The sequence below is a fragment of the Ruania albidiflava DSM 18029 genome (assembly GCF_000421225.1).
Taxonomy (GTDB): domain Bacteria; phylum Actinomycetota; class Actinomycetes; order Actinomycetales; family Beutenbergiaceae; genus Ruania; species Ruania albidiflava.
The window spans coordinates 58593-83794 of sequence record NZ_ATWL01000001.1; the positions used below are offsets into that span (position 1 = coordinate 58593).

At 70.8% G+C, this 25202-nt stretch carries 21 protein-coding genes; 6 read left to right on the forward strand and 15 right to left on the reverse strand.

The window, feature by feature from the left end; all coding sequences use genetic code 11:
• Nucleotides 1–60: 60 nt before the first annotated feature.
• Both K338_RS0100255 and K338_RS0100260 read right to left on the reverse strand, forming a co-directional pair.
• Nucleotides 61–1143, reverse strand: coding sequence for a class I SAM-dependent methyltransferase (locus tag K338_RS0100255; RefSeq protein ID WP_022916180.1), 1083 nt, complete (start codon nucleotides 1141–1143; stop codon nucleotides 61–63).
• A gap of 179 nt (nucleotides 1144–1322) precedes the next feature.
• A complete protein-coding gene (locus K338_RS0100260; RefSeq protein ID WP_169579500.1) occupies nucleotides 1323–2930 on the reverse strand; it encodes a helix-turn-helix transcriptional regulator in 1608 nt (535 codons plus the stop codon).
• Nucleotides 2931–3097: 167 nt separating this feature from the next.
• Between K338_RS0100260 and K338_RS24190 the strand changes: the two genes are divergently transcribed.
• The 3 genes from K338_RS24190 (at nucleotide 3098) to K338_RS0100275 (ending at nucleotide 5346) form a co-directional block, all read left to right on the forward strand.
• Nucleotides 3098–3799, forward strand: coding sequence for a YqaJ viral recombinase family protein (locus K338_RS24190; protein WP_022916182.1), 702 nt, complete (start codon nucleotides 3098–3100; stop codon nucleotides 3797–3799).
• A 121-nt stretch (nucleotides 3800–3920) separates the two neighbouring features.
• Nucleotides 3921–4976 carry a ribose-phosphate diphosphokinase gene (locus tag K338_RS19565; protein ID WP_022916183.1) on the forward strand — a complete coding sequence of 352 codons (1056 nt, stop codon included), beginning with the start codon at nucleotides 3921–3923 and terminating at the stop codon, nucleotides 4974–4976.
• A 10-nt stretch (nucleotides 4977–4986) separates the two neighbouring features.
• On the forward strand, nucleotides 4987–5346 hold the full coding sequence (locus K338_RS0100275) for a hypothetical protein (protein WP_022916184.1): 360 nt from the start codon (nucleotides 4987–4989) through the stop codon (nucleotides 5344–5346).
• 55 nt (nucleotides 5347–5401) lie between these two features.
• Here the strand turns inward: K338_RS0100275 and K338_RS19570 are convergent, their stop codons facing one another.
• The 4 genes from K338_RS19570 to K338_RS0100295 form a co-directional block, all read right to left on the reverse strand.
• Nucleotides 5402–7441, reverse strand: coding sequence for a 3-hydroxyacyl-CoA dehydrogenase NAD-binding domain-containing protein (locus K338_RS19570; protein ID WP_022916185.1), 2040 nt, complete (start codon nucleotides 7439–7441; stop codon nucleotides 5402–5404).
• Nucleotides 7438–8652: a thiolase family protein gene (locus tag K338_RS0100285; RefSeq protein WP_022916186.1), complete on the reverse strand. Its 1215-nt coding sequence runs from the start codon at nucleotides 8650–8652 to the stop codon at nucleotides 7438–7440. Before K338_RS0100285 ends, K338_RS19570 begins: the two co-directional genes overlap by 4 nt.
• Nucleotides 8653–8869: 217 nt before the next feature.
• A complete protein-coding gene (locus K338_RS19575; protein ID WP_022916187.1) occupies nucleotides 8870–10105 on the reverse strand; it encodes an HRDC domain-containing protein in 1236 nt (411 codons plus the stop codon).
• Nucleotides 10102–10680: a DUF3000 domain-containing protein gene (locus tag K338_RS0100295; protein ID WP_022916188.1), complete on the reverse strand. Its 579-nt coding sequence runs from the start codon at nucleotides 10678–10680 to the stop codon at nucleotides 10102–10104. The genes K338_RS19575 and K338_RS0100295 overlap by 4 nt, the downstream gene beginning before the upstream one ends.
• 102 nt (nucleotides 10681–10782) lie before the next feature.
• Between K338_RS0100295 and K338_RS0100300 the strand changes: the two genes are divergently transcribed.
• Entirely contained in the window at nucleotides 10783–12021 is a 1239-nt protein-coding gene (locus tag K338_RS0100300; protein WP_022916189.1) for a carboxylate--amine ligase, read from the forward strand.
• Between the two features lie 78 nt (nucleotides 12022–12099).
• Here K338_RS0100300 and K338_RS0100305 read toward each other — a convergent pair whose 3' ends face one another.
• The 6 genes from K338_RS0100305 to K338_RS0100330 all read right to left on the reverse strand — a co-directional run bounded on the left by K338_RS0100305 (nucleotide 12100) and on the right by K338_RS0100330 (nucleotide 17017).
• Nucleotides 12100–12573, reverse strand: a complete 474-nt coding sequence (locus tag K338_RS0100305; protein WP_022916190.1) for a hypothetical protein — start codon at nucleotides 12571–12573, stop codon at nucleotides 12100–12102.
• 77 nt (nucleotides 12574–12650) lie between these two features.
• Nucleotides 12651–13076 (reverse strand): HIT family protein, encoded by a 426-nt coding sequence (locus K338_RS0100310; protein WP_022916191.1) that lies wholly within the window; start codon nucleotides 13074–13076, stop codon nucleotides 12651–12653.
• 150 nt (nucleotides 13077–13226) lie between these two features.
• Nucleotides 13227–13982: an iron ABC transporter ATP-binding protein gene (locus K338_RS0100315; RefSeq protein WP_022916192.1), complete on the reverse strand. Its 756-nt coding sequence runs from the start codon at nucleotides 13980–13982 to the stop codon at nucleotides 13227–13229.
• Nucleotides 13979–15031 carry an iron chelate uptake ABC transporter family permease subunit gene (locus K338_RS0100320; protein WP_022916193.1) on the reverse strand — a complete coding sequence of 351 codons (1053 nt, stop codon included), beginning with the start codon at nucleotides 15029–15031 and terminating at the stop codon, nucleotides 13979–13981. Before K338_RS0100320 ends, K338_RS0100315 begins: the two co-directional genes overlap by 4 nt.
• Nucleotides 15024–16007, reverse strand: coding sequence for an ABC transporter permease (locus K338_RS0100325; protein ID WP_022916194.1), 984 nt, complete (start codon nucleotides 16005–16007; stop codon nucleotides 15024–15026). The genes K338_RS0100320 and K338_RS0100325 overlap by 8 nt, the downstream gene beginning before the upstream one ends.
• A gap of 5 nt (nucleotides 16008–16012) precedes the next feature.
• Nucleotides 16013–17017 (reverse strand): siderophore ABC transporter substrate-binding protein, encoded by a 1005-nt coding sequence (locus K338_RS0100330; RefSeq protein WP_022916195.1) that lies wholly within the window; start codon nucleotides 17015–17017, stop codon nucleotides 16013–16015.
• Between the two features lie 149 nt (nucleotides 17018–17166).
• On the opposite strand from K338_RS0100330, the gene K338_RS0100335 reads away from it, so the two are divergent.
• Together K338_RS0100335 and K338_RS0100340 are read left to right on the forward strand one after the other, a co-directional pair.
• Nucleotides 17167–18066, forward strand: coding sequence for an aminodeoxychorismate lyase (locus K338_RS0100335; protein WP_022916196.1), 900 nt, complete (start codon nucleotides 17167–17169; stop codon nucleotides 18064–18066).
• A 5-nt stretch (nucleotides 18067–18071) separates the two neighbouring features.
• Nucleotides 18072–18851 carry a fructosamine kinase family protein gene (locus tag K338_RS0100340; RefSeq protein WP_022916197.1) on the forward strand — a complete coding sequence of 260 codons (780 nt, stop codon included), beginning with the start codon at nucleotides 18072–18074 and terminating at the stop codon, nucleotides 18849–18851.
• Here the strand turns inward: K338_RS0100340 and treZ are convergent.
• Genes treZ through glgX form a run of 3 tightly spaced genes read right to left on the reverse strand, consistent with a single transcriptional unit; the run spans nucleotide 18806 to nucleotide 25199 of the window.
• Nucleotides 18806–20605, reverse strand: coding sequence for a malto-oligosyltrehalose trehalohydrolase (gene treZ, locus K338_RS19580; protein ID WP_022916198.1), 1800 nt, complete (start codon nucleotides 20603–20605; stop codon nucleotides 18806–18808). The two genes, K338_RS0100340 and treZ, sit on opposite strands and share 46 nt — an antisense overlap.
• Nucleotides 20602–23079, reverse strand: a complete 2478-nt coding sequence (treY, locus tag K338_RS0100350) for a malto-oligosyltrehalose synthase (RefSeq protein WP_022916199.1) — start codon at nucleotides 23077–23079, stop codon at nucleotides 20602–20604. The genes treZ and treY overlap by 4 nt, the downstream gene beginning before the upstream one ends.
• A complete protein-coding gene (gene glgX, locus K338_RS0100355; RefSeq protein WP_022916200.1) occupies nucleotides 23076–25199 on the reverse strand; it encodes a glycogen debranching protein GlgX in 2124 nt (707 codons plus the stop codon). The genes treY and glgX overlap by 4 nt, the downstream gene beginning before the upstream one ends.
• Between the last annotated feature and the right edge of the window lie 3 nt (nucleotides 25200–25202).

The window sequence follows — 25202 nt, forward strand, 5'->3', positions numbered from 1 at the left end:
GGGCTGCCACCCGCTGGTCGACCCGGTCCTGGTCGCCCGTCTGGCCGTAGTGCGCAGGGCTCAGGCCACGGCTCGGAAGTACACGTTGAACGGGTCGGAGTCCAGAGTGGTCGTCTGCACGTCGGTGAACCCCGCCGCACCGAGCATCCGGGTGGCCAGCTGAGTACCCCATCCGGAGCCCAGCCCTGCACCGCCCTGGCCGAGGGAGATCGTCATGCAGTGCAGCAGGGACACGGTGTACAGGTACGCACCCCAGGGCAGCTCGACGTTCTCCTCGAGGTTGCTGGAGGCACGAAAGTCGACCATCAGGAACACACCTCCAGGGCGCAGGCTGCGCCGGATCTCGGCCAGCACGCGGTCCGGGTAGGCCTGGTCATGGATGGCGTCGAACGCAGTGACCAGGTCGAACTGGCCCGGCGCCTCCAGGTGGGCGGCGTCCCGGCAGACGAACTCAGCATTGGTCAGACCCATCGCGGCGGCCTCGGCGCGGGCCACCTCGAGCGGTTCGGGCAGGAAGTCGTAGCCGGTCACCCTGCTGTGTGGGTAGCGCTGGGCGATGAGGTTGACGGCATGGCCTCGCCCGCAGCCGATGTCGGCCACGTCGATCCCGGTTTCGAGCTGGTCGGTCCGGTCGGTGACGGGCAGGATGTGGTCGATCAGTGCGGCGTCGTGCACGGCTGCGCTCTCCTCGGCCATCGCTTCCTGGAACCTGGGGTAGTCCCGGTAGCCGGTGCCGCCGCCCGTGCTGAAGCAGTCCCGGACCCGGGGCAGCACCCGGGTGAGCTCGCCGAGCATGGACAGACTTCGGGCCAGGTTGTCCGCCCCGTCGCCGGTGAGGACGGCCGCAGCAGCGGGCGGTAGCCGGTAGGTGCCCTCTCCAGGCTGGTAGCAGATGAGCCTGCCGCAGGTCGCGGCAGCGAGCCACTCCCGGACGTAGCGTTCCTGCAGACCGGCGGCATCGGCGATCTGGGCCGAGGTCGACGGCGGAAGGTCACCGAGCGTACGCAACAGTCCGGTGTCGTGGCCGAGCGCCACGAGCAGGGCCAGGGACCCGCCTTCCATCACCTGGAGCATCCGGGCGGTAGCGTCCTGGAGGGTCGGGTCTGGTGGTGCGGGTGGGGTGTCAGTGTGTTCGCGAAGCATGGGGCTCGCCTTCTTCGTCTCGGTCCGGTGCGGGCTGCACCGGTGATGGGACGACGCTAGGTGCCTCGGGTCGCGGCCGGCATCGGGCGAACACACCAACGTGTGCCAGCGCAGATGGGGCAGACAGTGCAGGCCGGCCAGGGGACTGGGCAGGACCTGTTCCGACATGGCGAGCAGGTTCAGCTGCCGATGCCGTGCCGGCGCGCCCATGCTGCGGCCGCGGTGCGGCTGGACACCTCCAGCTTGCGGTAGATGTTCGCCAGGTGCCGACCGACCGTCTTCTCGCTGATCACCAGCTCGCTGGCAACCTGCTTGTTGGTGGCACCCGCGCTGATCGCAGCGAGCACCTCCAGCTCGCGGCCGGTGAGCCCACCAGGCGTCCGCCCCCGGCCGGTGAGCCGGTCGACGTCCGGTTGAGCCCCCAGGGAGCGGTACACGGCCAGGGCGGTAGCGTGCTCGGCGCGAGCAGGGCCCCGCTCCCCGCGTGCCAGGTGGGCCCGGGCGAGCAGCTCGTGCACCGATCCGACGCCGTAGCGGTAGCGCTGCTGGCGATATACCTCCAGTGCCTCGCCGAGCCGGGTGAGGGCCTGCTCTGGCTGACCGGCGGCAAGGGCCAGAGCGGCGTGGGCGTGTGCGCTGCGGGCGCGCAGACCGGGGCTGTCGTACCACTGGGCGATCGCGGTCAGTCGCTCGGCGAAGCTCCGCGCATCCGGGAGCGCACCCACCAGGACCGCCACGTGCACGCCCGCAAGCAGCAGTCGACCACCCTCGAACCGGCGCCGGGTGGCAAGCGAGGCGTGCAGCTGGGCCAGGGCCCCGAACCCATCACCTGCGGCGGCGGTGAGCAGGGCGGGCCCGGGTTGGGGGTCGATGCCCAGGTCGCGGGCGGCGGCATATGCGCTCTTCGCGCCAGCGACATCGCCCCGCAGCCGGCGCACGTCCCCGAGCTCACGGAATCCTTCGCCGGCTACCCAGCCGTGGGCCGGGGCGAGGCTGCGGCTGCGGTCGTCCAGCTCCGCCACCACCCGGTCCCAGTCGCCCTCGGCGCTGCTCAGCTGCAGTCGATGCACCCGGGAGACGCCGTAGTAGGTGAATCGGCGAGACAGGGGTGAGGCCCAGCTTTCCATCGCGTCGGTCCACCGGCGCATCCGGTTCAGGTCCCCGAGCGCCTCGCACAGGTGCAGCACGCTGCAGTACACGTCCCCGGCCCACATCGCCGGCAGACGCCCACCTACTGCGGTCAGCATCGCCTCGTCCAGCAGGTCGAAACCCTCCTGCACGTGACCGTGCAGGACCGCGGACAGACCGGCCAGCACCCCGGCGAAGGCGCGCAGTGCCGGGTCGTCGAAGGTCTCGGCCAGAGTGGTCAGCTGGGCTGCGGCCTGGGCTGCCTCTTCGGCGCCGCCGCCGTCGGCCGTCAGCTCCCCGTCGGTCTCCAACCGGCTGACCGTCTCGGCGTAGACCAGGTAGCCGCCGGCCACGGAACGTTCTCGCCCCGCTAGTGCGCGCCGCGCACGGGCGAACCAGGCCGACCCCAGGCCGGCCTCGCCGGCGGTGTAGCTGATCAGGGCGAGGTCCAGCGCTCCGCGGGCGGCGGCCTCGACCCGACCGGCTGTCAGCTGTGCCCGGAATGCCTCTTCGGCCAGCGTGACGGCGCTGGGGACCTCACCGAGCCACCACTCGCACATCGCCAGCAGCGAGAGCGTGTCCGGATCCAGCGCCTCCTGGTCGCGGGCACGGCGCAGCTCCGCGCGGGCCACCGACCACTGGCAGGTCGAGTAAGCCATACGCGCCCGTCGCACGCGCTCGGTGACGTCCATGTCCGTTCCCAGCTGTCCCGCACGTAGCCTACGCCGTGTCGGTGACACGCGCCTTGCGGGTCTGGGCGGGTACCCGGGACAGCTGCGGCGTGCCTGCGCCACCGGCTGGCTGACCGGGTCCTAGGGTGGGGGCCGTGCCCAGCTACCGTTTCGCCCGTGACCCGGGCGGCGGTGTCATCTCCTCAGCGAACCGGGTGGCGTGGCTGCGCGCTCGGCTGTGGGGCGTGACCGCTACCGATGCCCGCCGGCTGGTCACCAGCCGGGGGAAGGTGAGCAAGCAGCGCCAGCGGCTGCTGGCAGAGAAGCTCTCCGGGCGTACGCTGCCCCGGCTGCCGCAGTTCGCGCACGGCATCGAACGCGAGCCGGTGATCGCTGCCTGGGTGCACCAACGGTTCGGCATCGCCCCCAGCGGTGCTCTGTGCATCGGTCGCAACGAGCGGCACCTGGCCACCCCGGACGGGATCGGGGAGCACTCCATCGCCGAGATCAAGACCTCGGTGGCGGACCTGGACAGTGCCGCTCGCACCTATGCCGACCAGCTGCAGTGGCAGCTGCACGTCACTGGCTGCGAGCGAGTGCTGTTCGTGGTGGAGCACCGGCACACGCTGCGCCGCGACTTCCGCTGGATCGTCCGGGACGAGGCACGGATCGCGCTGCTGGCCGAGCATGCGGACGCATTCCTCGCCGAGCTAGACGCTGCCCGAGCCGCCTGGGTGGCGCGGGCCGAGCAGGAGGAGGTCGTCGCGCACGGGTGGGACGAGCGCGCCCCGGAGACAGCACCTACCCCGGAAGACTGGGCCACCGTCACCCCGGCGCGCGTGGCGACCGGCACCTAGTCCGGCCCTGGCACCGTACGACCGGCCGCCCTCTCCGCGGCCGCAGGAGTCATCGCGCCCCCAGCACCCGGGTCCGGGAGCTAGCATGTGCCCAGCAGTCGCCGACGCGAAGGGAGGCCGGATGCGTCACGCCGGCCGGTGGGATGACACGAACGACATCGTGGTCTTCAGCGGCAGTGCCCACCCGGCGCTGGCGCGGAGCATCTGCGCGGAGCTAGGGCTGACGGTCGCCCCCTCCCGCACGTCCCGGTTCTCCAACGACTGCCTGCAGTCCCAGCTGCTGAGCAACTGCCGGCAGCGGGACGTGTACATCGTGCAGCCGCTGGTGCCACCCACCCAGGACCACCTGATGGAGCTGCTGCTGATGGTGAATGCCGCCCGCGGCGCGTCGGCCGCGCAGGTGACCGCAGTGATCCCGCACTTCGCCTACGCACGCTCGGACAAGAAGGACGCCTCCCGCATCTCCCTCGGTGGACGCCTGGTGGCGGACCTGCTGCAGACCGCTGGGGTGGACCGGGTGCTGACGATGACGCTGCACGCCCCGCAGGTGCACGGGTTCTTCTCCGTGCCGGTGGACCACCTGACCGCGCTCGGGGTGCTCGCCGAGCACTACCGGGAGCAGGACCTCACGGACTCGATCGTGGTCTCCCCGGACCTGGGCAATGCGAAGGAAGCGACCCAGTTCTCCCGGCTCCTCGGGCTACCGGTGGCGGCCGGGTCGAAGCAGCGGATGGCCGACGACCGGGTGGTGATCGACGCGATCGTCGGTGACGTGGCCGGCAAGCGGGCGATCATCCTCGACGACGAGATCGCCACCGGCGGCTCGATCGTCACCCTGCTCGAGCGACTGGCGGCGGACGGCGCCACCGGGGCGAGCGTGGCGTGCACGCACGGCCTGTTCACCGGGTCGGCGCAGGAACGGCTCAGCGGGCACCCGATGATCACCGAGGTGGTCACCACCGACACGGTGCCGGCCCCGCCGGACTGGCACGAGCTGACCGCGCGGTCGGTGTCCCAGCTGTTCGCCGAGGCGATCCGGCGGGTGCACGAGGGGGAGTCGGTCTCCAGCCTGTTCGACGGTGTGGACCCCACGCACGCACCCCCGCAGCCCAGCCTGTTCGAACCGGACCACCGCGCGATGCCGCGCCGCGACTACGCCAGCGCCCCCGCCCGCTGACCAGGCCTGCATGGGTACCCAGACCGAGCCCGAGCACCGGGTGCGAGCTGGGCTGATCGGCCTGAGCGGCCTCGGCGTCGGTACGTTGCTGCTGCTCTGGGTCGCGATCGTGCCGATGGATGCGGTGTGCTCGGCGGTCGGCGGGTCCGGCGAGCTGCCCCCGTGCACTGCTGCGGACCGGATTGCAGCGGGTCTTGGGTGGAGCTTGAGAATCGGCGCGGGCTACGGTCTCAGCGCGGGTGTGGTGTTGCTGTTTGGGCGCCGTCGTTCGCGCGTCGTGGTTCCGGCGGTACTGGTCGGTTACGGGGTGCTGTGCTTGGTCGCTCTGGGCCAGGTGATGGCCTCGACCGGGGTCGTGCTGTCGGGGTGAGATCGCCGTGTCGTGCCCGCCGGGTGCTGCCGCCCGGCGAGCACGACCAGATCGGCTATGCCAGCGCACCCTCGCGCTGCAGGTACGGGGTGATCCCGCCGAGGTGGAACGGCCAACCGGCGCCGAGGATCATGCCCAGGTCGATGTCCTCCTTCTCCGCCACCACCTGCTCGTCCAGCATCATCCGGACCTCGTCGGCCAGTGCCTGCTGCACCCGCGCGAGCAGCGCGGCCTCGTCCTGCCCGCCGACCTCGGAACGGGAGCCGAAGTACCGGGCGATCTGCGGATCGACGGGGGACCCCGCGCTGGGGCGACCCTCAAAGATGACGAACGGGGCGCCGTCGGCAATCATCTGCTGCAGCCCGGGGGAGTCGGGGTAGCGGTCCCCGAGCTGTTCACGCAGCGTGTCCAGCACGTGCCCGGCCACGGCCGGGCCGACCAGCTGCAGCAGCTGGAACGGGCCCATCGGCAGCCCCATCGGCCGCAGCGCGCGGTCGGCCACGGTGACGTCGGTGCCCTCCTCCAGGGAGCCGAGCACCTCACCGAGCAGGCGCACCAGCAGCCGGTTCACCACGAACCCGGGCGCGTCGGCGACCGCGATGGCCGACTTGCGACAGGCCTTGGCGACGGTGAACGCCGTTGCGTACGTGGCGTCGTCGGTGCGCTCGGTGCGGATCACCTCCACCAGCGGCATCTGGGCGACCGGGTTGAAGAAGTGCAGGCCGACCACCCGCTCGGGATGAGCCAGGTGCGCGGCCATGTCGGTGATGGACAGCGCCGAGGTGTTGGTGGCCAGGACGGCGTCCGGGCGGATCACCTGCTCCAGGTCGGCGAAGACCTGCTGCTTGACGCTCAGCTCCTCGAACACCGCCTCGATCACCAGGTCCGCCTCGGCCAGGTCGGCGAGGTCTGTGGTGCCGGAGACCAGGGAGCGGATCCGGTTGGCCTCGGCCTCGCCGATGCGGCCCTTGGCCACGAGCGTGTCCAGCTCGGCGCTGACATAGCCGACACCACGCTCGGTGCGCTCGGCGTCCAGGTCGCGCATGATCACCGGCACCTGCATCCGGCGCGCGAAGAGCAGGGCCAGCTGGGAGGCCATCAGCCCGGCCCCGGCCACGCCGATGCTGCGCACCGGTCGGGCCAGGTCCGCCTCCGGGGCGCCGGCCGGGTTCTTGGCTCGACGGCTGGTCAGGTCGAAGGCGTACACACCAGCAGCGAACTGCGGGGAGCAGATCAGCTCGGCCAGCGCCACGTTCTCCGCCTCGAAGCTCTCCGCCCGCTCGCTGGTGGCAGATACCTCGAGCAGGTCCAGGGCGCGGTAGGCAGCCGGTGCCGCCCCGTGCAGGCGGGCGTCCACCTGCTGGCGGGCGGCGCCGATCATCGTCTTCGCCTCGTCGACCGGGGTGGGCTCGCGGCGCTCGGGGGTGATGTCGCCGCGGAGCACGCTGACGGTGAACCGCAGGGACTCGGCGAGGAAGTCCGCCGAGTCGAGCACCGCGTCGGCGATGCCGAGCTCGCCGACCTGGGCAGCCTTGAGCTGGGTGTTGTTGCGCAACGGGTTGGTGATGATCACCTGCAGCGCGTTCTCCATGCCGATCAGCCGGGGCAGGTGGTAGGTGCCGCCCCAGCCCGGGATCAGCCCGAGGAACACCTCCGGCAGGCCCACGGCGCGGACCGCGGACGAGACGGTGCGGTAGTCGCAGGCCAGCGCCAGCTCGAGCCCGCCGCCGAGGGCCACGCCACCGATGTAGGCGAACGTGGGCACCGGCAGGTCGGCGAGGATCGCGTAGGTCTCATGGCCCATCTCGGCGATCTGCCGAGCCGCCTCCGGGGTGGTCAGCTGGGCCGCCTCGTGCAGATCGGCCCCGGCGGCGAAGTGGAACTGCTTGCCGGTGACGCCCACGGCGACGATCTCACCGGCCTCGGCGCGCGCGCTGAGCCGTTCCAGCGCAGTACGCAGCTCGGCCATGCCCTCGGGGCCGAAGGTGATCGGCTTGGTGGGACCGGCGCCGTTCTCCAGAGTGATCAGGGCGAGGGTGCCCAGGTCCTCCAGCTGTACGTCTCGGACTAGGGCGCGGGTGATCCGCTCGGTCATCGCTGGTTCTCCTTCTCCTCGGCGTGGTGCGGGTTGGCCCAGATCACCGAGCCGCCCTGGCCCAGACCCACGCACATGGTGGTCAGGCCGTAGCGGACCTCAGGGTGGGCCTGGAACTGGCGGGCGAGCTGGCTCATCAGCCGGATGCCGGAGGCGGCCAGCGGGTGGCCGACCGCGATCGCACCGCCGTAGGGGTTGATGCGCGGGTCGTCGTCGGGGATGTCGAAGGCGTCCAGGAAGGCGAGCACCTGGACGGCGAAGGCTTCGTTGATCTCGATCAGGCCGAGGTCCTCGATGCTCAGTCCCGCCAGGTCGAGCGCCTTGCGGGTGGCCGGCACCGGGCCCAGGCCCATCAGCGCCGGGTCCACCCCGGCGTAGGCGTAGGAGACCAGCCGGGCCCGGGGGGCCAGACCGAGCTCGGCGGCCAGGTCGGCGGAGGTGAGCAGGGCGGCGGTAGCGCCGTCGGTGAGCGGGGAAGAGGTGGCGGCGGTGACCCGCCCACCGGGGCGGAACGGAGTGGGCAGGTCGGCCATACCCGCGACAGTGGTGCCGGGGCGGGGTGGTTCGTCGGCGGTGGCCAGGCCCCAGCCGCGCTCCGGATCGGGTACGCCGACCGGGACCAGGTCGGGGGTGATGTGGCCTGCGGCGAGGGCCTCGGCGTACTTGCGCTGGGAGGCTTCGGCGTAGGCGTCCGCTCGCTCGCGGGTGAGTGCCGGGTAGGTGTCGTGCAAGTTCTCCGCGGTGGCGCCCATCACCAGGGCGTCGGAGGCGACGAGCCGTTCGGTGAGGAACCTGGGGTTGGGGTCGGCGTCCTTGCCCAGCGGGTGGTGTCCCATGTGCTCCACCCCGCCGGCGAGCACGGCGTCCGCCGCCCCTACGGCCACCTGGGCGGCCACCGAGGTGACGGCGGACATCGCCCCGGCGCACATCCGGTCGATGGCGTAGCCGGGCACCTCGCCGGGCAGGCCGGCGAGCAGCCCGACGGTCCGGCCCAGGGTGAGTCCCTGGTCGCCGACCTGGCTGGTGGCAGCGATGGCGACCTCGTCGATCTTCTCCGGCGGAAGCTCGGGGTGGCGGCGGAGCAGGTCCCGCACCACCGCGGTGGCGATGTCATCAGCGCGGGTGTGCGCGTACAGGCCGTCGGGCTTGGCGCGGCCGAAGGGGGAGCGAAGTGCGTCAACGAGCACGACGTCACGGCCGAGGAGTGGCATCAGGACCTCCCGGTCACCTCAGTGAGACTGCGAGTACTAGGTACTTTCGGTACCACTGTAGTACGTGCACCGCCAGGGTGCTGACCGGTGCGCGGACCGGGTGAAGCGATACCTGCGGCGCCGCGGCGATACCGCGGAGCACGTCCGCACGGGCGAAGTATCGCCCGAATCGTTTCAACCCGGGGTGGGAGCCGCGGGGTGGTGGGGTGGGGGCGGGTCAGGGGGCGGCGTCGAGGAGCTGGTGGCTGAGCGCGTCGGCCACCTGCTCGATCTGCCAGTCCCGTGCGCCGAGCTCGTGCAGGCTCTCTGCCACAGCCTCGGCGGAGATCCGGCGCGGCGGCGACCAGGCCAGGCGGCGCTGGTACTCCGGGGTGAGCAGGTTCTCCTGCGGCAGGTGCAGCTCCTCGGCGATGGTACGTACCGTGCTGCGCACCACCACCAGGCGCTCCGCACCCTCGGGGTTGCGGTCCCGCCACGCCTTCGGCGGGGGAAGGCTGTCCGAGACCGGTGCCCGCCGGGAGGGGTAGCTGGAGGGATCCAGGGCCGTGGCCCGCCGCAGCGCCTCGAACCAGGTGCGCAGCCGCCGGGCCGCGTTCTTCGTGCGGAACCCGGGCAACCTGCCCAGCTCGGCCATCGTGTCCGGGCGGGCGACGGCAGCGGCGACGATGGCAGCGTCGGTGAGCACCCGGCCGGGGGCGATGTCTGCGGCACGGGCCTGGGCGTCCCGGGTGTTCCAGAGCTCGCGCACGATCGCCAGGCCGAGTCCGTCGCGAACCTGGTGGCTGCCCGAGGTCCGCCGCCACGGGTCTCGGCGCGGCGGGGGCGGCGGGGCGGTGCGGACGGCCTCGAACTCCTGCTCGGCCCATTCCAGCTTGCCGGCCTCGGCGAGCTCGGCAGCAAGCTTGGTGCGCAGCTCGACCAGCACCTCCACGTCCAGGGCGGCGTAGCGCAGCCAGTCCTCCGGCAGCGGCCGGGTGGACCAGTCGGCGGCCGAGTGCTCCTTGGCCAGCTCCAGGCCGAGCTCCTCGGCGACCATCGTGCCGAGCCCGACCCGCTGGTAGCCGAGCAGCCGGGCGCCGAGCTCGGTGTCGAACAGCGCACCCGGGCGCATCCCGACCTCGGCCAGGCAGGGCAGGTCCTGGTTGGCGGCGTGCAGCACCCACTCCGCGGTACCGATCACCTCGGACAAGGCGCTCAGGTCGGGCAGGGCCTGCGGATCGATCAGGGCGGTGCCGGCGCCTTCCCGGCGCAGCTGCACCAGGTAGGCGCTCTGCCCGTACCGGTAGCCGGAGGCGCGCTCAGCGTCCACCGCCACCGGTCCGGTGCCGGCGGCGAACGAGGAGACGGTCTCGGCCAGCGCCTGCGGGGTGTCCACCACCCCGGTGAGCCCATCGGCGGGCTCGGTCAGTGGCGTCAGTTCCTGGTCGGTCTCCGGTGTGCGTGCTGAGCTCATCGTTTCGGCTTCAACGGGCTGACGTTGTCCGGGATCGGCGGCAGCCCGGCCGCCTGACAGGTCATCAGCGCCCAGGACCGCAGGTGCGGTGCCAGGTCGGTGGAGTTGGGCGTCCAGGAGGCACGGATCTCGATCTCCACCTCACCGGAACGCAGCTCCAGCCCGCCGAAGGTCTCCGACAGCACCCGGGTGACCGTTCCCGACAGCGAGTGGTACCCGGCGTCCTGGGCCTCCAGGGCGTCGGTGAGCCAGGACCAGCCGACCTCGCCGAGCATCGGGTCGGCGGCGAACTCGTCCTCCAGGGTGGCCCGGGCCATCACGATCACCCGGAACTCCCCGTTCCACGCTTCCTGGCCCTCCGGGTCGTAGAGCACCACGAACCGTCCCGAGCCGAGCATCTCTTCCGGGTCGTCGCTCGGGTTCACCTCACCGGTCAGGGCCAGGGCGTAGGGCGCGATGCGAGTGGGTGGCGGGATCTCCTCCAGGCGCAGCTCAGGGCGCATCCGGTGCCCGCGCAGGCTCAGCAAGGCGGCCTCGAAGTCCGGAGGCGCGACCGGGGTGCGCTGCACGTTCACGTGTACAGGCTAAGCCGCCCACCTGACCGGGACCGGCAGGGCGCGCCGAGGGGAGCCGGTAGACTCACCGCGGCCCGCGCACGCTAGGAGGATCCCGACCGGATGAGCTCGACCAGGCTGCGGCCGGTGCTGCTCGGCACCGACCTGGGCATCTACGCGATGGCCCGCTCCTTCCACGAGACCTTCGGGGTGACCTCGGTGGTGGTCAGCGAGCTGCCCCGCGGCCCGGTGAACGACTCGGCCATCCTGCAGAACGTGTTCACCGGCGCCGACTCCAGCGAGGAGGACACGCTCAGCGCACTGAAGAACGTGGCCGCGCAGGAGCCGGGGAGCACCCACGTGCTGCTGGTGAACTCCGACCACCAGCTCGCCTTCGTGCTGGCGCACCGGGAGCAGCTGGAGCAGCACTACGTGGTCCCCTACGCCGATGCGGCGGCGGTCGCCCGGTTGGCGGACAAGACCGCGATGTACCGGGTGCTCGCCGAGCTCGGCATCCCGGCGCCGGCCACTGTGCCGGTCGAACCGGGTGCCGGTGAGCAGGCCTGGCGGCAGGCTGCCGAGGGCCTGACCTACCCGATCGTGATGAAGCCGTTCGCCGGTGCAGAGTTCGAGGAGCTGGACTTCGCCGGGCACCGCAAGGTCTACCGCCTGGACGATGCCGAGGAGCTGGTCACCGAGCTGCACCGGATCGCCGCCACCGGGTACACCGGCACGATGCTGCTGCAGCAGCTCGTCCTCGGCGACGACACCTACAACCGGGTGGTGAACGTCTACCGGGACCGCCGGGGCCAGCTGACCATGGCGGCCTCCGGGCAGGTGCTGCTGGCCATGCACCAGCCGACCTTCATCGGAAACTCAGCGATCATCATGGTCGACTACGACGAGCAGCTGATCGAACCGGTGCGCGCGGTGCTGGAAGCGGTGGATTACCGCGGGTTCGCCAGTGTGGACTTCAAGGTGGACTCCCGCACCGGTGTGGCCTACCTGCTGGACATCAACCCCCGGCCGGGCCGCTCGCACTATTACGCCGGCGTCGGTGGGGCGTCCGCGGCACGGAGCGTGGTGGCGGACTTCGTCACCGACACCGCGCTGCCCACCCAACGGGCCACCCGACCGGGGGTGTACGCCTACATCCCCACATTCGTGCTCGGCCGCTACGTGCGCGACCGCGCACTGCTGCACCGGGTGCGAGCGGTGCTGCGCCGCCGCCGGGCGGTGCACCCGCTGGCCTATGCCGCCGATCGCAACCTCAAACGGTGGTGGTACCGGGTCTTGGCGCAGGTGAACCAGCTGCGCGGGCTGTGGCGCTACTACCGGCGGCCCACCGACTCCGGCTTCTGACCACCCCACGTCCGGTCCTCATGCTGGGCGTGCGCCCTAGCGCACCCTCAGCATGACGACCCGGTGGGGGTGCTGGCGCTAGCCCAGCCGGTTGGTGCCGGCGTACAGGTGCAGCACCGGTAGGCCGAGCTCCTCGCGGGCCTTGGAGGCCCAGTCGGCGTGGAAGGTGTCCTCCACAGCGTGCGGCCGGGTGACCACCACGAGCTCGTCGGCACGCAGGTTGTTCACCGCCTGGGTGAGGGCCGGCAGCGGGTCGTCGGCGATCACGTGCCCGTCCGCCACCGCCCCGGCCTCGGTGAGCCGTTGCAGGGAGAGCTGCAGTGCCTCGCCGGCCTCCTGCTTGGCCTCGTCGGCACCGGGCCGGTGGGTGAGGGACTCCCATGCTTCCCGCAGCTCGAACAGGGACAGGTGGTTGATGAAGTCCGAGACCAGGTTCCTCGAGGTGTCCGCCGGCACCAGCACGTGAAAGGTGGCGTCGGGATGCAACCCCAGGATGTTGCTGATGTCGTCAGCACGCAGGGCTTCCTCGGTGAGGACGATGATCGTGGCCATCCCCTGAGCATAGAGGTCGACGGCGGAGCCTGGGGTGGTCGGTCCGGCTCGCCCGGGCCGGTGGTGCGGCCCTAGGTTCAGCTGGTCGGCACCTGGGCGCCGTGGCCGGCTGCGCGGAGCGCGTCCCGGACCGTCTCGGCGGCCTGGTCCAGCTCCTCGGCCGGTGCGGGGCTGGTGGCGCCGAGGTCGAAGTCGGCGGCCGAACGGCTGGGCCAGACGTGCACGTGCGCGTGCGGCACCTCGTACCCCTGGATCAGCAACCCGATGCGGGCCGGGTCGTACGCCTGCTGCTGGGCCTTGCCGATCGTCTGCGCGACGGCGAACAGGTGCCCGGCCAGGTCGGCGGGCAGGTCCACCCAGTGGCTGATCTCCTCCCGCGGGACCACCAGCACGTGCCCGGGCTGCAGGGGTTCGATGGTCAGGAAGGCGGCGCACCGGTCGTCGGACCAGACGAACCGGCCCGGGATCTCCCCGGCGATGATGCGGCTGAAGACGGTGGTCATGGTCCTCCTCGGTTCCGAACTGGCTGCTTCCACGCTAGCGGGTCGCACGCTGCCCAGCCCACGCCCACGCTGCCCCAGTCCCGAACGCCCGACTTCGCGACCTGGATCGTTTCAGCCGCCGCGAACCCCAGCGTTCGCGAATGGGGTGGGTCAGTAGTAGACCGCCAGCGGACCGTTCGGGCCGTCGATCACCTGCACCGGCGTGTCGAACACCTCGGTGAGCACCGGTGCGGTCATCACCTGTGCGCACGGGCCGAACTCGACCACAGCGCCGTCCTTGACCGCGCAGATGTAGTCGGCGTAGTGGCTGGCGAAGTTCACGTCGTGCAGCACGATGACGATCGTGCGGCCGAGCTCGGCCGCTGCGCGGTGCAGGTGCTTCATCATCTGCACGCTGTGACGCATGTCCAGGTTGTTCAGCGGTTCGTCCAGGAGCACGAACTCGGTGTCCTGGCAGAGCACCATCGCTACGTATGCGCGCTGCCGCTGCCCGCCGGAGAGCTCGTCCAGGTACCGGCCCTCCAGGTCGGCGAGCTCGAAGAAGTCGATCGCCTGGCTGATCATCTCCTCGTCCACAGCGGTCAGCCGACCCTTGGAGTGCGGGAACCGGCCGAAGGCCACCAGCTGGCGCACGGTCAGCCGGGTGATGAAGTGGTTCTCCTGGCGGAGCACCGAGACCACCTTGGCGAGGTCCTTGGAGCGGGTCCGGGCCACGTCGTACCCGGCGATCTCGATCGTGCCGGCGTCCAGACCGAGCAACCGTCCGATCAGGGTGAGCAACGTGGACTTCCCGGCACCGTTGGGTCCGATCAGCGCGGTGATCCCACCGGCGGGGATCGCCAGGTCGACCGGGCCGATGCGTACCTCGCTGGTGTAGTCCTTGCGTACGCCGTCGAGAGTGATCACAGGCGCCCCTTTCGGAGGATGACGACCAGGAAGGTCACACCGCCCACCAGCTCGATGATGATGGAGACCACGCCCTGGGCGTAGAACAGGTTCTTCATCACGAAGTAGGCCCCGGACAGCACCACGAAGCCGGTGAGCACCGCGACCGGGAGCACGTGCCGGTGGTCGTGCGTGTCGGCGAACTGGTAGGCGAGGGTGGCGACCAGGAAACCGAGGAACGTCATCGGTCCGACCAGGGCGGTGGAGGTGGCCATCAGCACCGCCACCAGCACCAGCACCACGACGAGCTCACGGCGGTGGTTCAGGCCGAGCCCGGTGGTCACGTCCCGGCCCAGGGCCATCACGTTCAGCCGGCGGGCCCGGCGCCAGAGCAGCAGCCCGGCGCCGGCGGCGAGCGGTACGGCGATCGGCAGGTAGTCGGCATCGGCACTGGAGATCGAGCCGAACAGGCGTGCGGTGAGGAGGTCGAACTCGCTCGGGGTGAGCAGGCGCTGCAGGAACGTGGACACCGATCCCAGACCGGCACCGATGATGATGCCGATGAGCAGCAGCACGTGCAGGTTCCCGTGCTTGCCGGAGAGCAGCCAACCGTAGAGCGCCACCGCCAGGCCCACCATGAGCACGATCTGACCGATGAACTGTGGCACGCCGGTGAGCATGGTCAGCCCGGTGGCGCCGAGCAGGTAGATCGCCCCGGTCTGCACCGCCACGTACAGGGACTCGAACCCGAGGATCGAGGGGGTGACGATCCGGTTCGTGGTGACAGTCTGGAAGGCGACCGTGGCCATCGCCTGGCAGAACGCCACGATGAGCATGACCAGCACGTTCTTGCTGCGCAGCGCCACGATCCGCCAGAACCCTGCGGTGCCCACCGGCATCGGGTTGTCCCAGACGACCAGGGCGATGCCGAACGCGGCTGCCAAGAGCGCCAACCCGATCAGCACCAGCCAGTAGCGTCGCGCCCGGCGGGTGCCGGGGAGCGCTGCGGAGGTGCGCACCGTCCTGGGTGGGGTCGGGGTCGCGCGCACGGCGGTGGTCAGCTCAGCCATGGCGCCGCTGCCTGAGGATCAGGATGATGAACACCGCCGCACCGACCACACCGAGGATGAGGGAGACCGGTACCTCGAAGGGCATGATGATGGTGCGCCCGATCAGGTCGCACACGGTGACGATGGCGATCCCGAGCAGGCACACCCAGGGCAGGTTGGACCGCAGGTCGTCACCGCGGACCATGGACACGATGTTCGGCACGATCAGCCCGAGGAACGGCAGGTTGCCGACCACCACGGTGACCACCCCGGTCGCCAGGGCGATCAGCACTGTGCCCAGCAGCACCACACGTTGGTAGCTGACGCCGACCGTGGTGGCGATCTCCTCGCCGAGGCCCGCGACGGTGAACCGGTCCGCCACCAGGAACACCACCACGCCGACTGCGGCCACGATCCACAGCGGCTCGTACTGCCCGCGCAGCACTGTGGTGAAGCTCCCGGCGAACCAGATGCCGAGGTTCTGCAGCATGTCGGTCTGCAGCGCGACGAAGGTGGAGACCGAGCCGACCACGGCGCCGAGCATGATGCCGACGATCGGCACGATCAGCGAGGACCGCAGCGACACCTGCCGGAGGAACGCGAAGAACAGCATGGTGCCCAGGAAGGCGGCGATCACAGCGCCGCTCATCCGCGTCAGGATGCTGGCCGAGGGAAACAGGATCATCGTCACCAGCAGCCCCAGTCCCGCCCACTCGGTGGTGCCGGTGGTCGTGGGCTCCACGAACCGGTTCTGGGTGAGCAGCTGCATCACCAGCCCGCACATCGACATCGCCGCACCGGCCAGCACCAGGGCGATGGTCCGCGGGATGCGGGTGATGGCGAACATCTGGCTGCCGTCCTCGGCTCCGAAGACGTCGTAGACGCCGATGAGCAGCGAGCCGACCAGCAGCGCCAGCACGGCCAAGGTCCCCAGCAGCAGCTTCCAGTCGAAGAGCGTGCGGGATCCCGGCCGTGCTGGCGTCACTGCAGTCGTCATCAGGGTCAGCTCGCGGCCTCGAAGGCGTCGGCCAAGGTGTTGAAGAACTCCGTGTAGGTCTGGATGCCCTCGTTGGTGTAGGTGTCCGCGGGCATGTACACGATCTGGTCGGACTGCACTGCGGTGACGTTCGTCAGCGCTGCCGAGCCCTCCAGGACCTCGGCTGCCGGGGTGTACTCCGGGTCGTCCGCCATGACGGCCGCATCCCGGTCCATCACCAGGATCCAGTCCGGGTCGGAGTCGGCGATCGCCTCCACGGAGATCTCGTCTCCCTGGTGGTCGGTGCTGGCGTCCTCCACCTCCAGGGCAGGGGTGAGGTCCAGGATGTCGAACACCGGACCGAGGGTACGCCCCTCACCCGGAGCGGAGTAGCCGATCTGGCCACCGGAGGTGATCACCGCCATCACCGTGCTCTGGCCGTCATAGGCAGCACTCGCCCGTTCGATCGCGGCCTCGAAGTCTTCGACCAGGGTCTGCGCCTCGTCCTGCTTGTCGAACACCTCACCGAGCACGGTCACCTGCCGGGCGAGCTCGGTGTCGAACGGCTCGCCCTCGCGCGGGTCCAGCTCCAGGATGGTGGCCTCCGGCACCAGCTCGACGAAGTCGTCGTGGTACTGGGAGAACCGCTGGCCGTTGACGATCAGGTCGGGCTCGGCCGCGACGACCGCTTCCAGGTCCGGTTCCCGGTGGCTGCCCAGGTCCACGATCGAGTCGTCCTCGGTGTACGGGATCGTGCTGGGCATCAAGGACACGGCTCCGGCGGAGAGCTCCACGCCCCAGTCCGAGAGTGTCTCGAACGTGCGGTTGTCGGTGGCGACGACGGAGGTCGGTGGCGAGGGCACGGTCTGGGTGCCGTTGTTGTCCTCGACCTCGATGGTGGCACCCTGCTCGGTGCTCGCCGACTGCCCGCCACAGGCGGCCACGGCGAGCACAGCACCGGCAGCGGTGGCCGCGAGCAGGGCGCGGGTAGTGCGAGCGGCACGAGGGCCACGGAGGGGGTTCGATGGCATGGTGATCCTTCACTGAGCATGCGGACGGGTCCAGGGGCTGCCCTGGACGGAACATCTCCACCCTAGAGGTGAGCGTAGGCTTACCTTACTGGTTCTCAGATGAATTTGATCACATCACCATGTCATAAACCGGGGCCTATCCTGCTGTTGTGTCTCACACCACGAACACCTCTGCACCGCCTGTGCTGCTGCTGGTCGATGCGCCGACAGTCGCCGAACCGGCACGTGCCCCGGGATTCCGTGCCGCGGACCCGCACGCGCCGCAGGTCCAGGTCACCGACCTGGGCGTCAGCCGAGGTGATGGTGTGTTCGAGACGATCGGCGTGGTCGCTGGGCGACCGCTGCAGCTCGAGCCGCACCTGACGCGGCTGACACACTCCGCAGCAGTGCTCGACCTGCCCGCACCTCGCGCCGACGTCTGGCGTGCTGCAGTGCTCGCGGCGATCGGGGCAGCCGGTGGCGGCGACCTGTCGGTGAAGACTGTGCTCACCCGTGGGGTGGAGGGCACCGACCGGTGCACCGGGTGGGTGCTGGCCACCGCCGCACCGGACATGACCCGCGCGCGGCAGCATGGGCTGCGTGTGGTCACCCTGGACCGGGGGTACTCCTCGGACGTGGCGGTCACCTCCCCGTGGCTGCTGCAAGGAGCCAAGTACACCTCCTATGCGGTGAACATGGCTGCCCTGCGCGAGGCGCGCTCTCGCGGCGCCGACGACGTGATCTTCACCAGCACCGACGGCTACGTGCTCGAGGGCCCCACCGCCAGCGTGGTGCTGCGTGCAGCCGAGACGCTCATCACCCCCGCCACCGACCAGGGCATCCTGGCCGGCACCACCCAGTCGGAGGTGTTCACCTTCGCCGCCTCGCGAGGGATGCGCACCGAGGCCCGCCCGGTCCCGGTGGCCGAGCTGGAACATGCCGAGCAGGTCTGGCTGTGCTCGAGCGTTCGGTTGTGCGCCCCGGTGCGCAGCCTGGACGGACGAGAGCTCACCGTGGACCGAGAGCTGACCGAGGCGCTGCTGGCGCACCTTGCCGGACGTGGAGAGTGAGGCCGGTGGCCCAGACCTACACCAAGTCCGACGCCCAGGCCCCGACGGGCTTCTTCGCCACCGAGGCTGCTGGACTGCGGTGGCTGGCCGCCGCCGGCGGCGCACCGGTGGTCGGGGTGCACACGGTCTCAGACACCGAGCTGGTGCTGGACCGGCTGCACCCGGTACGCCCCACCCCGGGCGCAGCGCGGAACTTCGGGCGCGGCCTGGCCCGCACCCATGCGGCCGGGGCGGACTCCTTCGGGGCGCTGCCGCCGGGCGCGGCCGGCTACTGGTTCGGCCCGCTGTCCGACCCGCTGCCGTTACCGGAGGCGACCGCTGCTGCCTTCGGGGAGTTCTACGCCCAGGCGCGGGTGTGGCCGTTGACCGAGCGGTGCCGCCAGTCCGGGGCGATCGGCCAGCCACTCGCCACCGGGCTGCAGGAAGTGTGCCGTCAGCTGCGCGACGGGCGTTGGGACGAGGCTGCTGGGGCACCGGTGCGACCGGCACGGCTGCACGGAGACCTGTGGTCCGGCAACCTGATGTGGACCACCGACGGTGTGGTGCTCATCGACCCGGCGGCCTGCGGCGGGCACCCGGAGGCGGACCTGGCGATGCTGGAGCTCTTCGGCGCGCCGCACCTGGAGGAGATCCTGGCTGGGTACGGCGAGGTGGCCGAGCTGGCGCCGGACTGGCGGGCCCGGATCGGGCTGCACCAGCTGTTCCCGCTGCTCGTGCACGCCTTGCTGTTCGGCGGCAGCTACGCCTCTGCCACCGGTGCTGCCGTGGACCAGCTGCTGGGCTGACGCAGGATCGTCACGCCGACCGGCGGCAGCGTGAGGCCGTCGTCACCAGTGGCGAGGGGGTCGGCCCAGCTGAGCAGCGGGGTCATGCTCGCGGCCCCCGCCAGGGGCACCCGCACCGGCTGGTCCCCGGGAGCGTGGCTGACCAGCACGTGCACGCTGCCGCGGGTGAGCACCAGCCAGCTCCCGTCGACGGCGCAGCTCACCGTGGTGCGCCCGCGGTCACCACTGCGCAGGTCGTCCTGGTCGGCGCGCAGCCTGATCAGCCGCTGGTAGAAGTCCCGGACCTTCGCGTGCCGGCCGCTGCTCGCCTCGGACCAGTCCAGCACGCTGGCGGCCATGGTCGCCGGGTCTTGCGGGTCGGGCACAGTGATGTCGGTGCGTCCGTAGACCTCCTGCCAACCGTGCTCGGCGAACTCCCGCTGCCGCCCGGCACGCACCGCCTCGGCCAGCTCCGGGTCGGCATGGTCGGTGAAGTACTGCCACGGCGTGCTCGCCGCCCATTCCTGGCCCATGAACAGCATCGGCGTGTACGGGGCGCACAGCAGCAACGCGGCAGCCACCGCCAGCTGGGCGTCGGAGAGCCGTGCCGCCGGCCGGTCGCCCAGGCCACGGTTGCCGACCTGGTCGTGGGTGCTGGTGGAGACGACGAAGTGCAGCCCGTCGGTCGCCGCCGGCACCGGGCGGCCCCAGTCGCGGCCGCGGAAGGTGGAGTAGGTGCCGTCGTGCACGAACACGTCCGTGAGCGCCTTGGCCAGGGTCTGGGCAGAGCCGAAGTCCACGTAGTAGCCGTGCCGCTCCCCGGTGAGGTAGGCGTGGATCGCGTGGTGCACGTCGTCGTCCCACTGCGCGGTCATGCCCATACCACCCGCAGCGGTGGGGGTGACCATCGCCGCGTCGTTCAGGTCGGACTCGGCGATCAGGCTCAGCGGTCGGCCCAGCTCGGCGGACAGGTCCTGCACGGCGTCGGCCAGCTCGGCGAGCAGGTGGGTGGGCGAGTCGTCGATGAGCGCGTGCACCGCATCCAACCGCAGCGCGTCCAGGTGGAAGTCGGCCAACCAGCGCAACGCGTTGTCGATGATGAAAGCACGCACCTCGGCGCTGCCGGGGCCGTCCAGGTTCACCGCCTGACCCCACGGCGTCTGGTGCGCATCGGTGAAGTACGGGCCGAACTTCGCCAAGTAGTTCCCGGAGGGTCCGAGGTGGTTGTAGACCACGTCCAGGCTCACCGCCAGGCCCAGACCGTGCGCGCTGTCCACGAACGCCTGCAGCGCCTGCGGGCCGCCGTAGGCCTGGTGCACCGCATACAGGTCCACCCCGTCGTAGCCCCAGCCGCGGCTGCCCTCGAACGCGGCCACCGGCATCAGCTGCACCATGTCCACACCGAGCTCGGCCAGGTCCGGCAACCGGCTGGCAGCCGCCGCCAGGGTTCCCTCCGGTGTGAAGGTGCCCACGTGCAGCTCGTAGATGACCGCTCCGCGAGCATCCCTGCCGGCCCAGTCGTGGTCGGTGAAGGGGAACCGGGTGGTGTCGAAGTGCCGGGAGGCGGCGTGCACCCCGGCGGGCTGCCACGGGCTGCGCGGGTCCGGGAACGGGCCCTGCCCGTCCACCAGGAACGCGTAGTCCTGGCCGTGCGCCAACGGCCGGCCCAGGTCCCACCACTGGCCGTCCCGGGCGAGATCCTCCCGGCCCCCGGACAGCTCCACCTGCACCCGCGCGGCTCCTGGTGCCCACACCCGCAGCGAACCGCCGGTCATGGCGGGCTCACCCGCTCCAGCACGGCCACCGGGCCGCTGCGCAGCAGCTCGGCCAGCGGTACCTCACCGGCGGTGTGCTCGGCACCGGCGATCACATCTCGCCACCGTCCCTCCGGCAGCACCAGGCTGTGCTCACCCCAGCCGCCCACGCTGCGCAGCTGCTGCAGCCGCCGGGTCACCACGGTGACCACCTGAGGCGCCTCGGCCACGGTGCGGGCGAACGCCACCGCGTGCCCGGTGGAGGTGCGCAGCACCCGGTAACCGGCCTCTGCCCCGACGAACGCCTCCGACCGGCGCCGCCGCAGCCGTAGCAGCGCCGCGGTCATCCGCAGCTTCTCGCTGGCCAGGTCCCAGGGGCCGGCACCGGCGTCCAGGCGTTCCAGCGCGGCAGCGATCGGCCCGTGGTCCACCGGTCGGCGGTTGTCCGGGTCGACCAGGGCCACCGTGGTGACCTCGGTGCCCTGGTAGGTGTCGGCCACCCCGGGCACAGTCAGCTGCAGCGCCCGGGCACCCAGGGTCGCTGCCCGCACGGTCTCGGCGGTGCGCTCCACCCAACCGGTCATCACCTCGGCCACCTCCGGTGAGCCGAGCACGTGCCGAGCGTAGGAGACCAGGGCGGCTTCGCCGTCGTCATCTGGAGCGACCCAGCTGGTCCACTCCTTGGCCTCCCGGGCGGCCTTGACCAGGTAGTCGGCCAGCCGGTCGGCGGCCAGCGGTCCTTCGGCGGTCCAGGTGCCAGCCAGGGTCTGCCAGAGCAGGTTCTCACTGCGCCCGGGCAGGTCCGGTGGTCGGGCCTCGGCAGTGCACCCCCGCAGCCGGGCCACCAGCTCGACCCACTCGTGCGCGTGCTCGGAGAGCACCCCGATGCGGGCACGCACGTCCTCACCGCGTTTCGCGTCGTGGGTGCTCAGCGCCGTCAGTGTGTGCGGGTACAGCTGCTGGGCCCGGGCGCACCAGGCGTGCAGCTCGTCCGGCTCGATCGCGAACGTCTCCGGTGAGCCGCCGACCTCGCACAGGCTGGTCAGGTGGGTCCACCGGTAGAACGCGGTGTCCTCCACCCCCTTGGCCATCACCGCCCCGCAGACCTGCTGGAACCGGACGATGGCCTCCGCCCGGCGCTGTTCGCCGCGGCGGCCGGCGCTGCCGGCCTCCTGGCCGAGCACCAGGGCGGTGACCACCGCCAGGGTGTCGTGCCGTTCCTCTTCCAGCACGGTAGCGGCCTGGGCGGCCCAGTCCTGCACCAGGTGGGCAGTACCCGCATCGAGGGGTCCACCAGGGCGCACGTAGGCGCGGTACCGGTCGCAGGCCACCACCAGCTCGCGCACGCAGTCGGTGATGGCACCCAGGGTGTGGTCCCGCAGCCGGATGTCGTCGGCGCAGATCTCCGCGACCAGCGCGGCCAGCCGGTGCACCTCGGCGTGCAGCGACCCGGTGGCGATCTCCCGCTTGGCCTCGGTGACCAGCGCCGGCAGCGTGCCCAGTGCATCCGGGGTGAGGGTGGCCATCAGACCGCCCAACGGCAGTGCCCCGGCCTGCTCGGTGAGCACCTGGCCGATCCGCCAGGCGGCGTCGTAACCGGTGGTGCCGGCCACCGGCCAGCCGGCGGGCAGGTCCTCGTGCGGCTCGAGGATCTTCTCCGCGACCGTCCACAGCCCGCCGGAGGCCTCGTGCAGGCGGCGGAAGTACTCACCCGGGTCGGCCAGACCGTCCGGGTGGTCGATGCGCAGCCCGTCAATCAGTCCCTCGTCCACCAGCTCCAGGATGAGGGCGTGCGTGGCCTGGAAGACCTCCTCGCGCTCTACTCGCAGCCCGACCAGGGAACCGACGTCGAAGAACCGCCGGTAGTTCAGCTCCTCGCTGGCCACCCGCCAGTAGGCCAGCCGGTAGTGCTGGCGTTCCAGCAGCTCCTCCAGCGGCAGGTCCGCTGTGCCGTCCCGGATCGGGAACCGGTGCTCGTAGTAGCACAGCACGGGCTGGTCGGGGGTCAGGAACGCCTCCGGCTCCTCCACCCGCTCCACCCGCAGGGCGCCGGAGGCCAGGGCGGTGCCGATCCGTTCCCCGAGCACCGGCATGAGCACCTGGTCGGACTCCGAGAGGTCCACGTCGAACCAGTCGGCGTAGTCCGACTCCCGGCCCCGGGCGAGCACGTCCCAGAGCAGGCGGTTGTGGCTGGCCGGGGTGGGCACGGCCATGTGGTTGGGGACCACGTCCACGATCACCCCGAGACCGCGTTCGTGCGCCCGGGTGGCGAGCGCTTCGAACCCGGACCGGCCGCCGAGCACCGGGGAGATGGTGGTGTGGTCGACCACGTCGTAGCCGTGCGTGGAGCCTGGTGCGGCGGTGAGGATGGGGGAGAGGTACAGATCGGTGATGCCGAGGTTGACCAGGTGGTCCAGCAGGTTCGCGGCACCAGAGAACGTCAGGTCGGGGCCCAGCTGGAGCCGGTAGGTCGAGACCGGGACGCGAGCGCTCACGTAGTTGGTTCCTCCTCTGCCTGCCGGGCGAGGATGACGATGCACCGCCCGGTCACGGTCACCGTGGCTGCTGCGGCGATCTCGTCCGGCAGGTCCAGCTCGGTGTCGGTGCTCAGCACCGGGGTCCAGGCGGCACCGTAGTCCGCGGGCAGGGTGAACTCCAGGTCCTGCGCGCTGGCGCTGATGAGCACCAGCAACGAGTCGTCCACGATCCGACCACCGGTCATGTCCGGCTCCTCGATCGCCTCCCCGTTCAGGAACACGGTCAGCGAGCGGGCGTAGGAGGTGGTCCACGCCTCGGTGTCCATCGGCACCCCGCTGGGTTCGAACCAGGCGATGTCCGGCAGCTCCGGCAAGCCGTTAGCGGCGGAGGTGGAGCCGTTGAAGAACCGGCGTCGGCGGAGCACCGGGTGGTCGGCGCGGAAGGCGATCAGCTGGCGGGTGAAGGCCAGCAGCGGTTCGTCGATGTCCTCCCAGTCGATCCAGGACAGCTCGTTGTCCTGGGCGTAGACGTTGTTGTTGCCCTGCTGGGTGCGGCCCACCTCGTCCCCGTGGGAGAGCATCGGCACACCCTGGGAGATCATCAGCGTGGTGAGGAAGTTGCGCTGCTGGCGCCTGCGCAGCCTCAGCACGTCCTCGTCGTCGGTCGGGCCCTCCACCCCGCAGTTCCAGGACCGGTTGTGGCTCTCCCCGTCCTGGCCGTCCTCACCGTTGGCCTCGTTGTGCTTCTCGTTGTAGGAGACCAGGTCAGCGAGCGTGAACCCGTCGTGGGCGGTGACGAAGTTGATCGAGGCGACCGGGGTGCGTCCGGTGCGCTCGTACAGGTCGGAGGAACCGGTCAGCCGGCTGGCGAACTCTCCCAGGGTGGACGGCTCACCCCGCCAGAAGTCCCGGACGGTGTCCCGGTACTTGCCGTTCCACTCGGTCCACAGCGGCGGGAACCCACCCACCTGGTAGCCGCCGCTGCCCAGGTCCCACGGTTCGGCGATCAGCTTGGTCTGGGAGATCACCGGATCCTGCTGGATGATGTCGAAGAACGAGGAGAGCTTGTCCACCTCGTGGAACTGCCGGGCCAGGGTGGCGGCCAGGTCGAACCGGAACCCGTCCACGTGCATCTCGGTGATCCAGTACCGCAGCGAGTCCATGATCAGCTGCAGCACGTGCGGGGAGCGCATCAGCAGCGAGTTGCCGGTGCCGGTGGTGTCGAAGTAGTGCGCCTTGTCGTCGTCGACGAGCCGGTAGTAGGCGGCGTTGTCCAGACCGCGGAAGGACAGCGTCGGGCCCTGGTGGTTGCCCTCGGCGGTGTGGTTGTACACCACGTCGAGGATCACCTCGATGTTCGCCGCGTGCAGTGCCTTGACCAGGCTCTTGAACTCCAGCACCTGCTCACCGCGGGAACCCGAGGCGGAGTACCCGTTGTGCGGGGCGAAGAAGCCGATGGTGTTGTAGCCCCAGTAGTTGCTCAACCCACGGTCGACCAGCGGCGGGTCCTGCACGAACTGGTGCACCGGCATCAGCTCCAGGGCGGTGACACCGAGGTCCTGCAGGTGCTCGATGATCGCCGGGTGCGCAAGCGCCGCGTAGGTGCCCCGGATGTCCTCCGGGACGGCCGGGTGGCGCATGGTCAGCCCACGCACGTGCGCCTCGTAGATCACGCTCTCGTGGTACTCGTGGTCCGGTGGCCGGTCGTGCTCCCAGTCGAAGAACGGGTTGGTGACCACCGAGGTCATCGTGTGCGTGGCGGAGTCGGCCTCGTTCAGCTGACCAGACTCGTCGCCGAAGTAGTAGGAGAACAGCGCCTCGTCGCCGTCGATCTGACCGTCGATCGCCTTGGCGTACGGGTCGAGGAGCAGCTTGGCGGGGTTGCACCGGTGCCCGGCGGCCGGATCGTGCGGTCCGTGCACCCGGTAGCCGTACCGCTGTCCGGGGTTGACGCCGGGCAGGTAGGCGTGCCAGACGTCCGCATCCATCTCGGTGAGCTCGATCCGCTCCTCGGAGCCGTCGTCGTCGAGGAGGCACAGCTCCACCTGCTCCGCCACCGAGGAGTAGATGGCGAAGTTGGTGCCGCTGCCGTTGAACGTCGCCCCGAGCGGGTAGGGCTGGCCGGGCCAGATGCGCATCCT

Bases quoted from the DNA above. Each gene is read 5' to 3' on its own strand.
- K338_RS0100310 (WP_022916191.1), bottom strand. From the start codon at position 13,076: ATGACCACCGTCTTCAGCCGCATCATCGCCGGGGAGATCCCGGGCCGG.
- K338_RS0100320 (WP_022916193.1), bottom strand. From the start codon at position 15,031: ATGGCTGAGCTGACCACCGCCGTGCGCGCGACCCCGACCCCACCCAGG.
- K338_RS0100285 (WP_022916186.1), bottom strand. From the start codon at position 8,652: ATGCCACTCCTCGGCCGTGACGTCGTGCTCGTTGACGCACTTCGCTCC.
- K338_RS19565 (WP_022916183.1), top strand. From the start codon at position 3,921: ATGCGTCACGCCGGCCGGTGGGATGACACGAACGACATCGTGGTCTTC.
- K338_RS0100325 (WP_022916194.1), bottom strand. From the start codon at position 16,007: ATGACGACTGCAGTGACGCCAGCACGGCCGGGATCCCGCACGCTCTTC.
- treZ (WP_022916198.1), bottom strand. From the start codon at position 20,605: ATGACCGGCGGTTCGCTGCGGGTGTGGGCACCAGGAGCCGCGCGGGTG.
- K338_RS0100305 (WP_022916190.1), bottom strand. From the start codon at position 12,573: ATGGCCACGATCATCGTCCTCACCGAGGAAGCCCTGCGTGCTGACGAC.
- K338_RS0100255 (WP_022916180.1), bottom strand. From the start codon at position 1,143: ATGCTTCGCGAACACACTGACACCCCACCCGCACCACCAGACCCGACC.
- K338_RS0100330 (WP_022916195.1), bottom strand. From the start codon at position 17,017: ATGCCATCGAACCCCCTCCGTGGCCCTCGTGCCGCTCGCACTACCCGC.
- K338_RS0100275 (WP_022916184.1), top strand. From the start codon at position 4,987: ATGGGTACCCAGACCGAGCCCGAGCACCGGGTGCGAGCTGGGCTGATC.
- K338_RS19575 (WP_022916187.1), bottom strand. From the start codon at position 10,105: ATGAGCTCAGCACGCACACCGGAGACCGACCAGGAACTGACGCCACTG.
- glgX (WP_022916200.1), bottom strand. From the start codon at position 25,199: ATGCGCATCTGGCCCGGCCAGCCCTACCCGCTCGGGGCGACGTTCAAC.
- K338_RS0100300 (WP_022916189.1), top strand. From the start codon at position 10,783: ATGAGCTCGACCAGGCTGCGGCCGGTGCTGCTCGGCACCGACCTGGGC.
- K338_RS19570 (WP_022916185.1), bottom strand. From the start codon at position 7,441: ATGACCGAGCGGATCACCCGCGCCCTAGTCCGAGACGTACAGCTGGAG.
- K338_RS0100260 (WP_169579500.1), bottom strand. From the start codon at position 2,930: ATGGCTTACTCGACCTGCCAGTGGTCGGTGGCCCGCGCGGAGCTGCGC.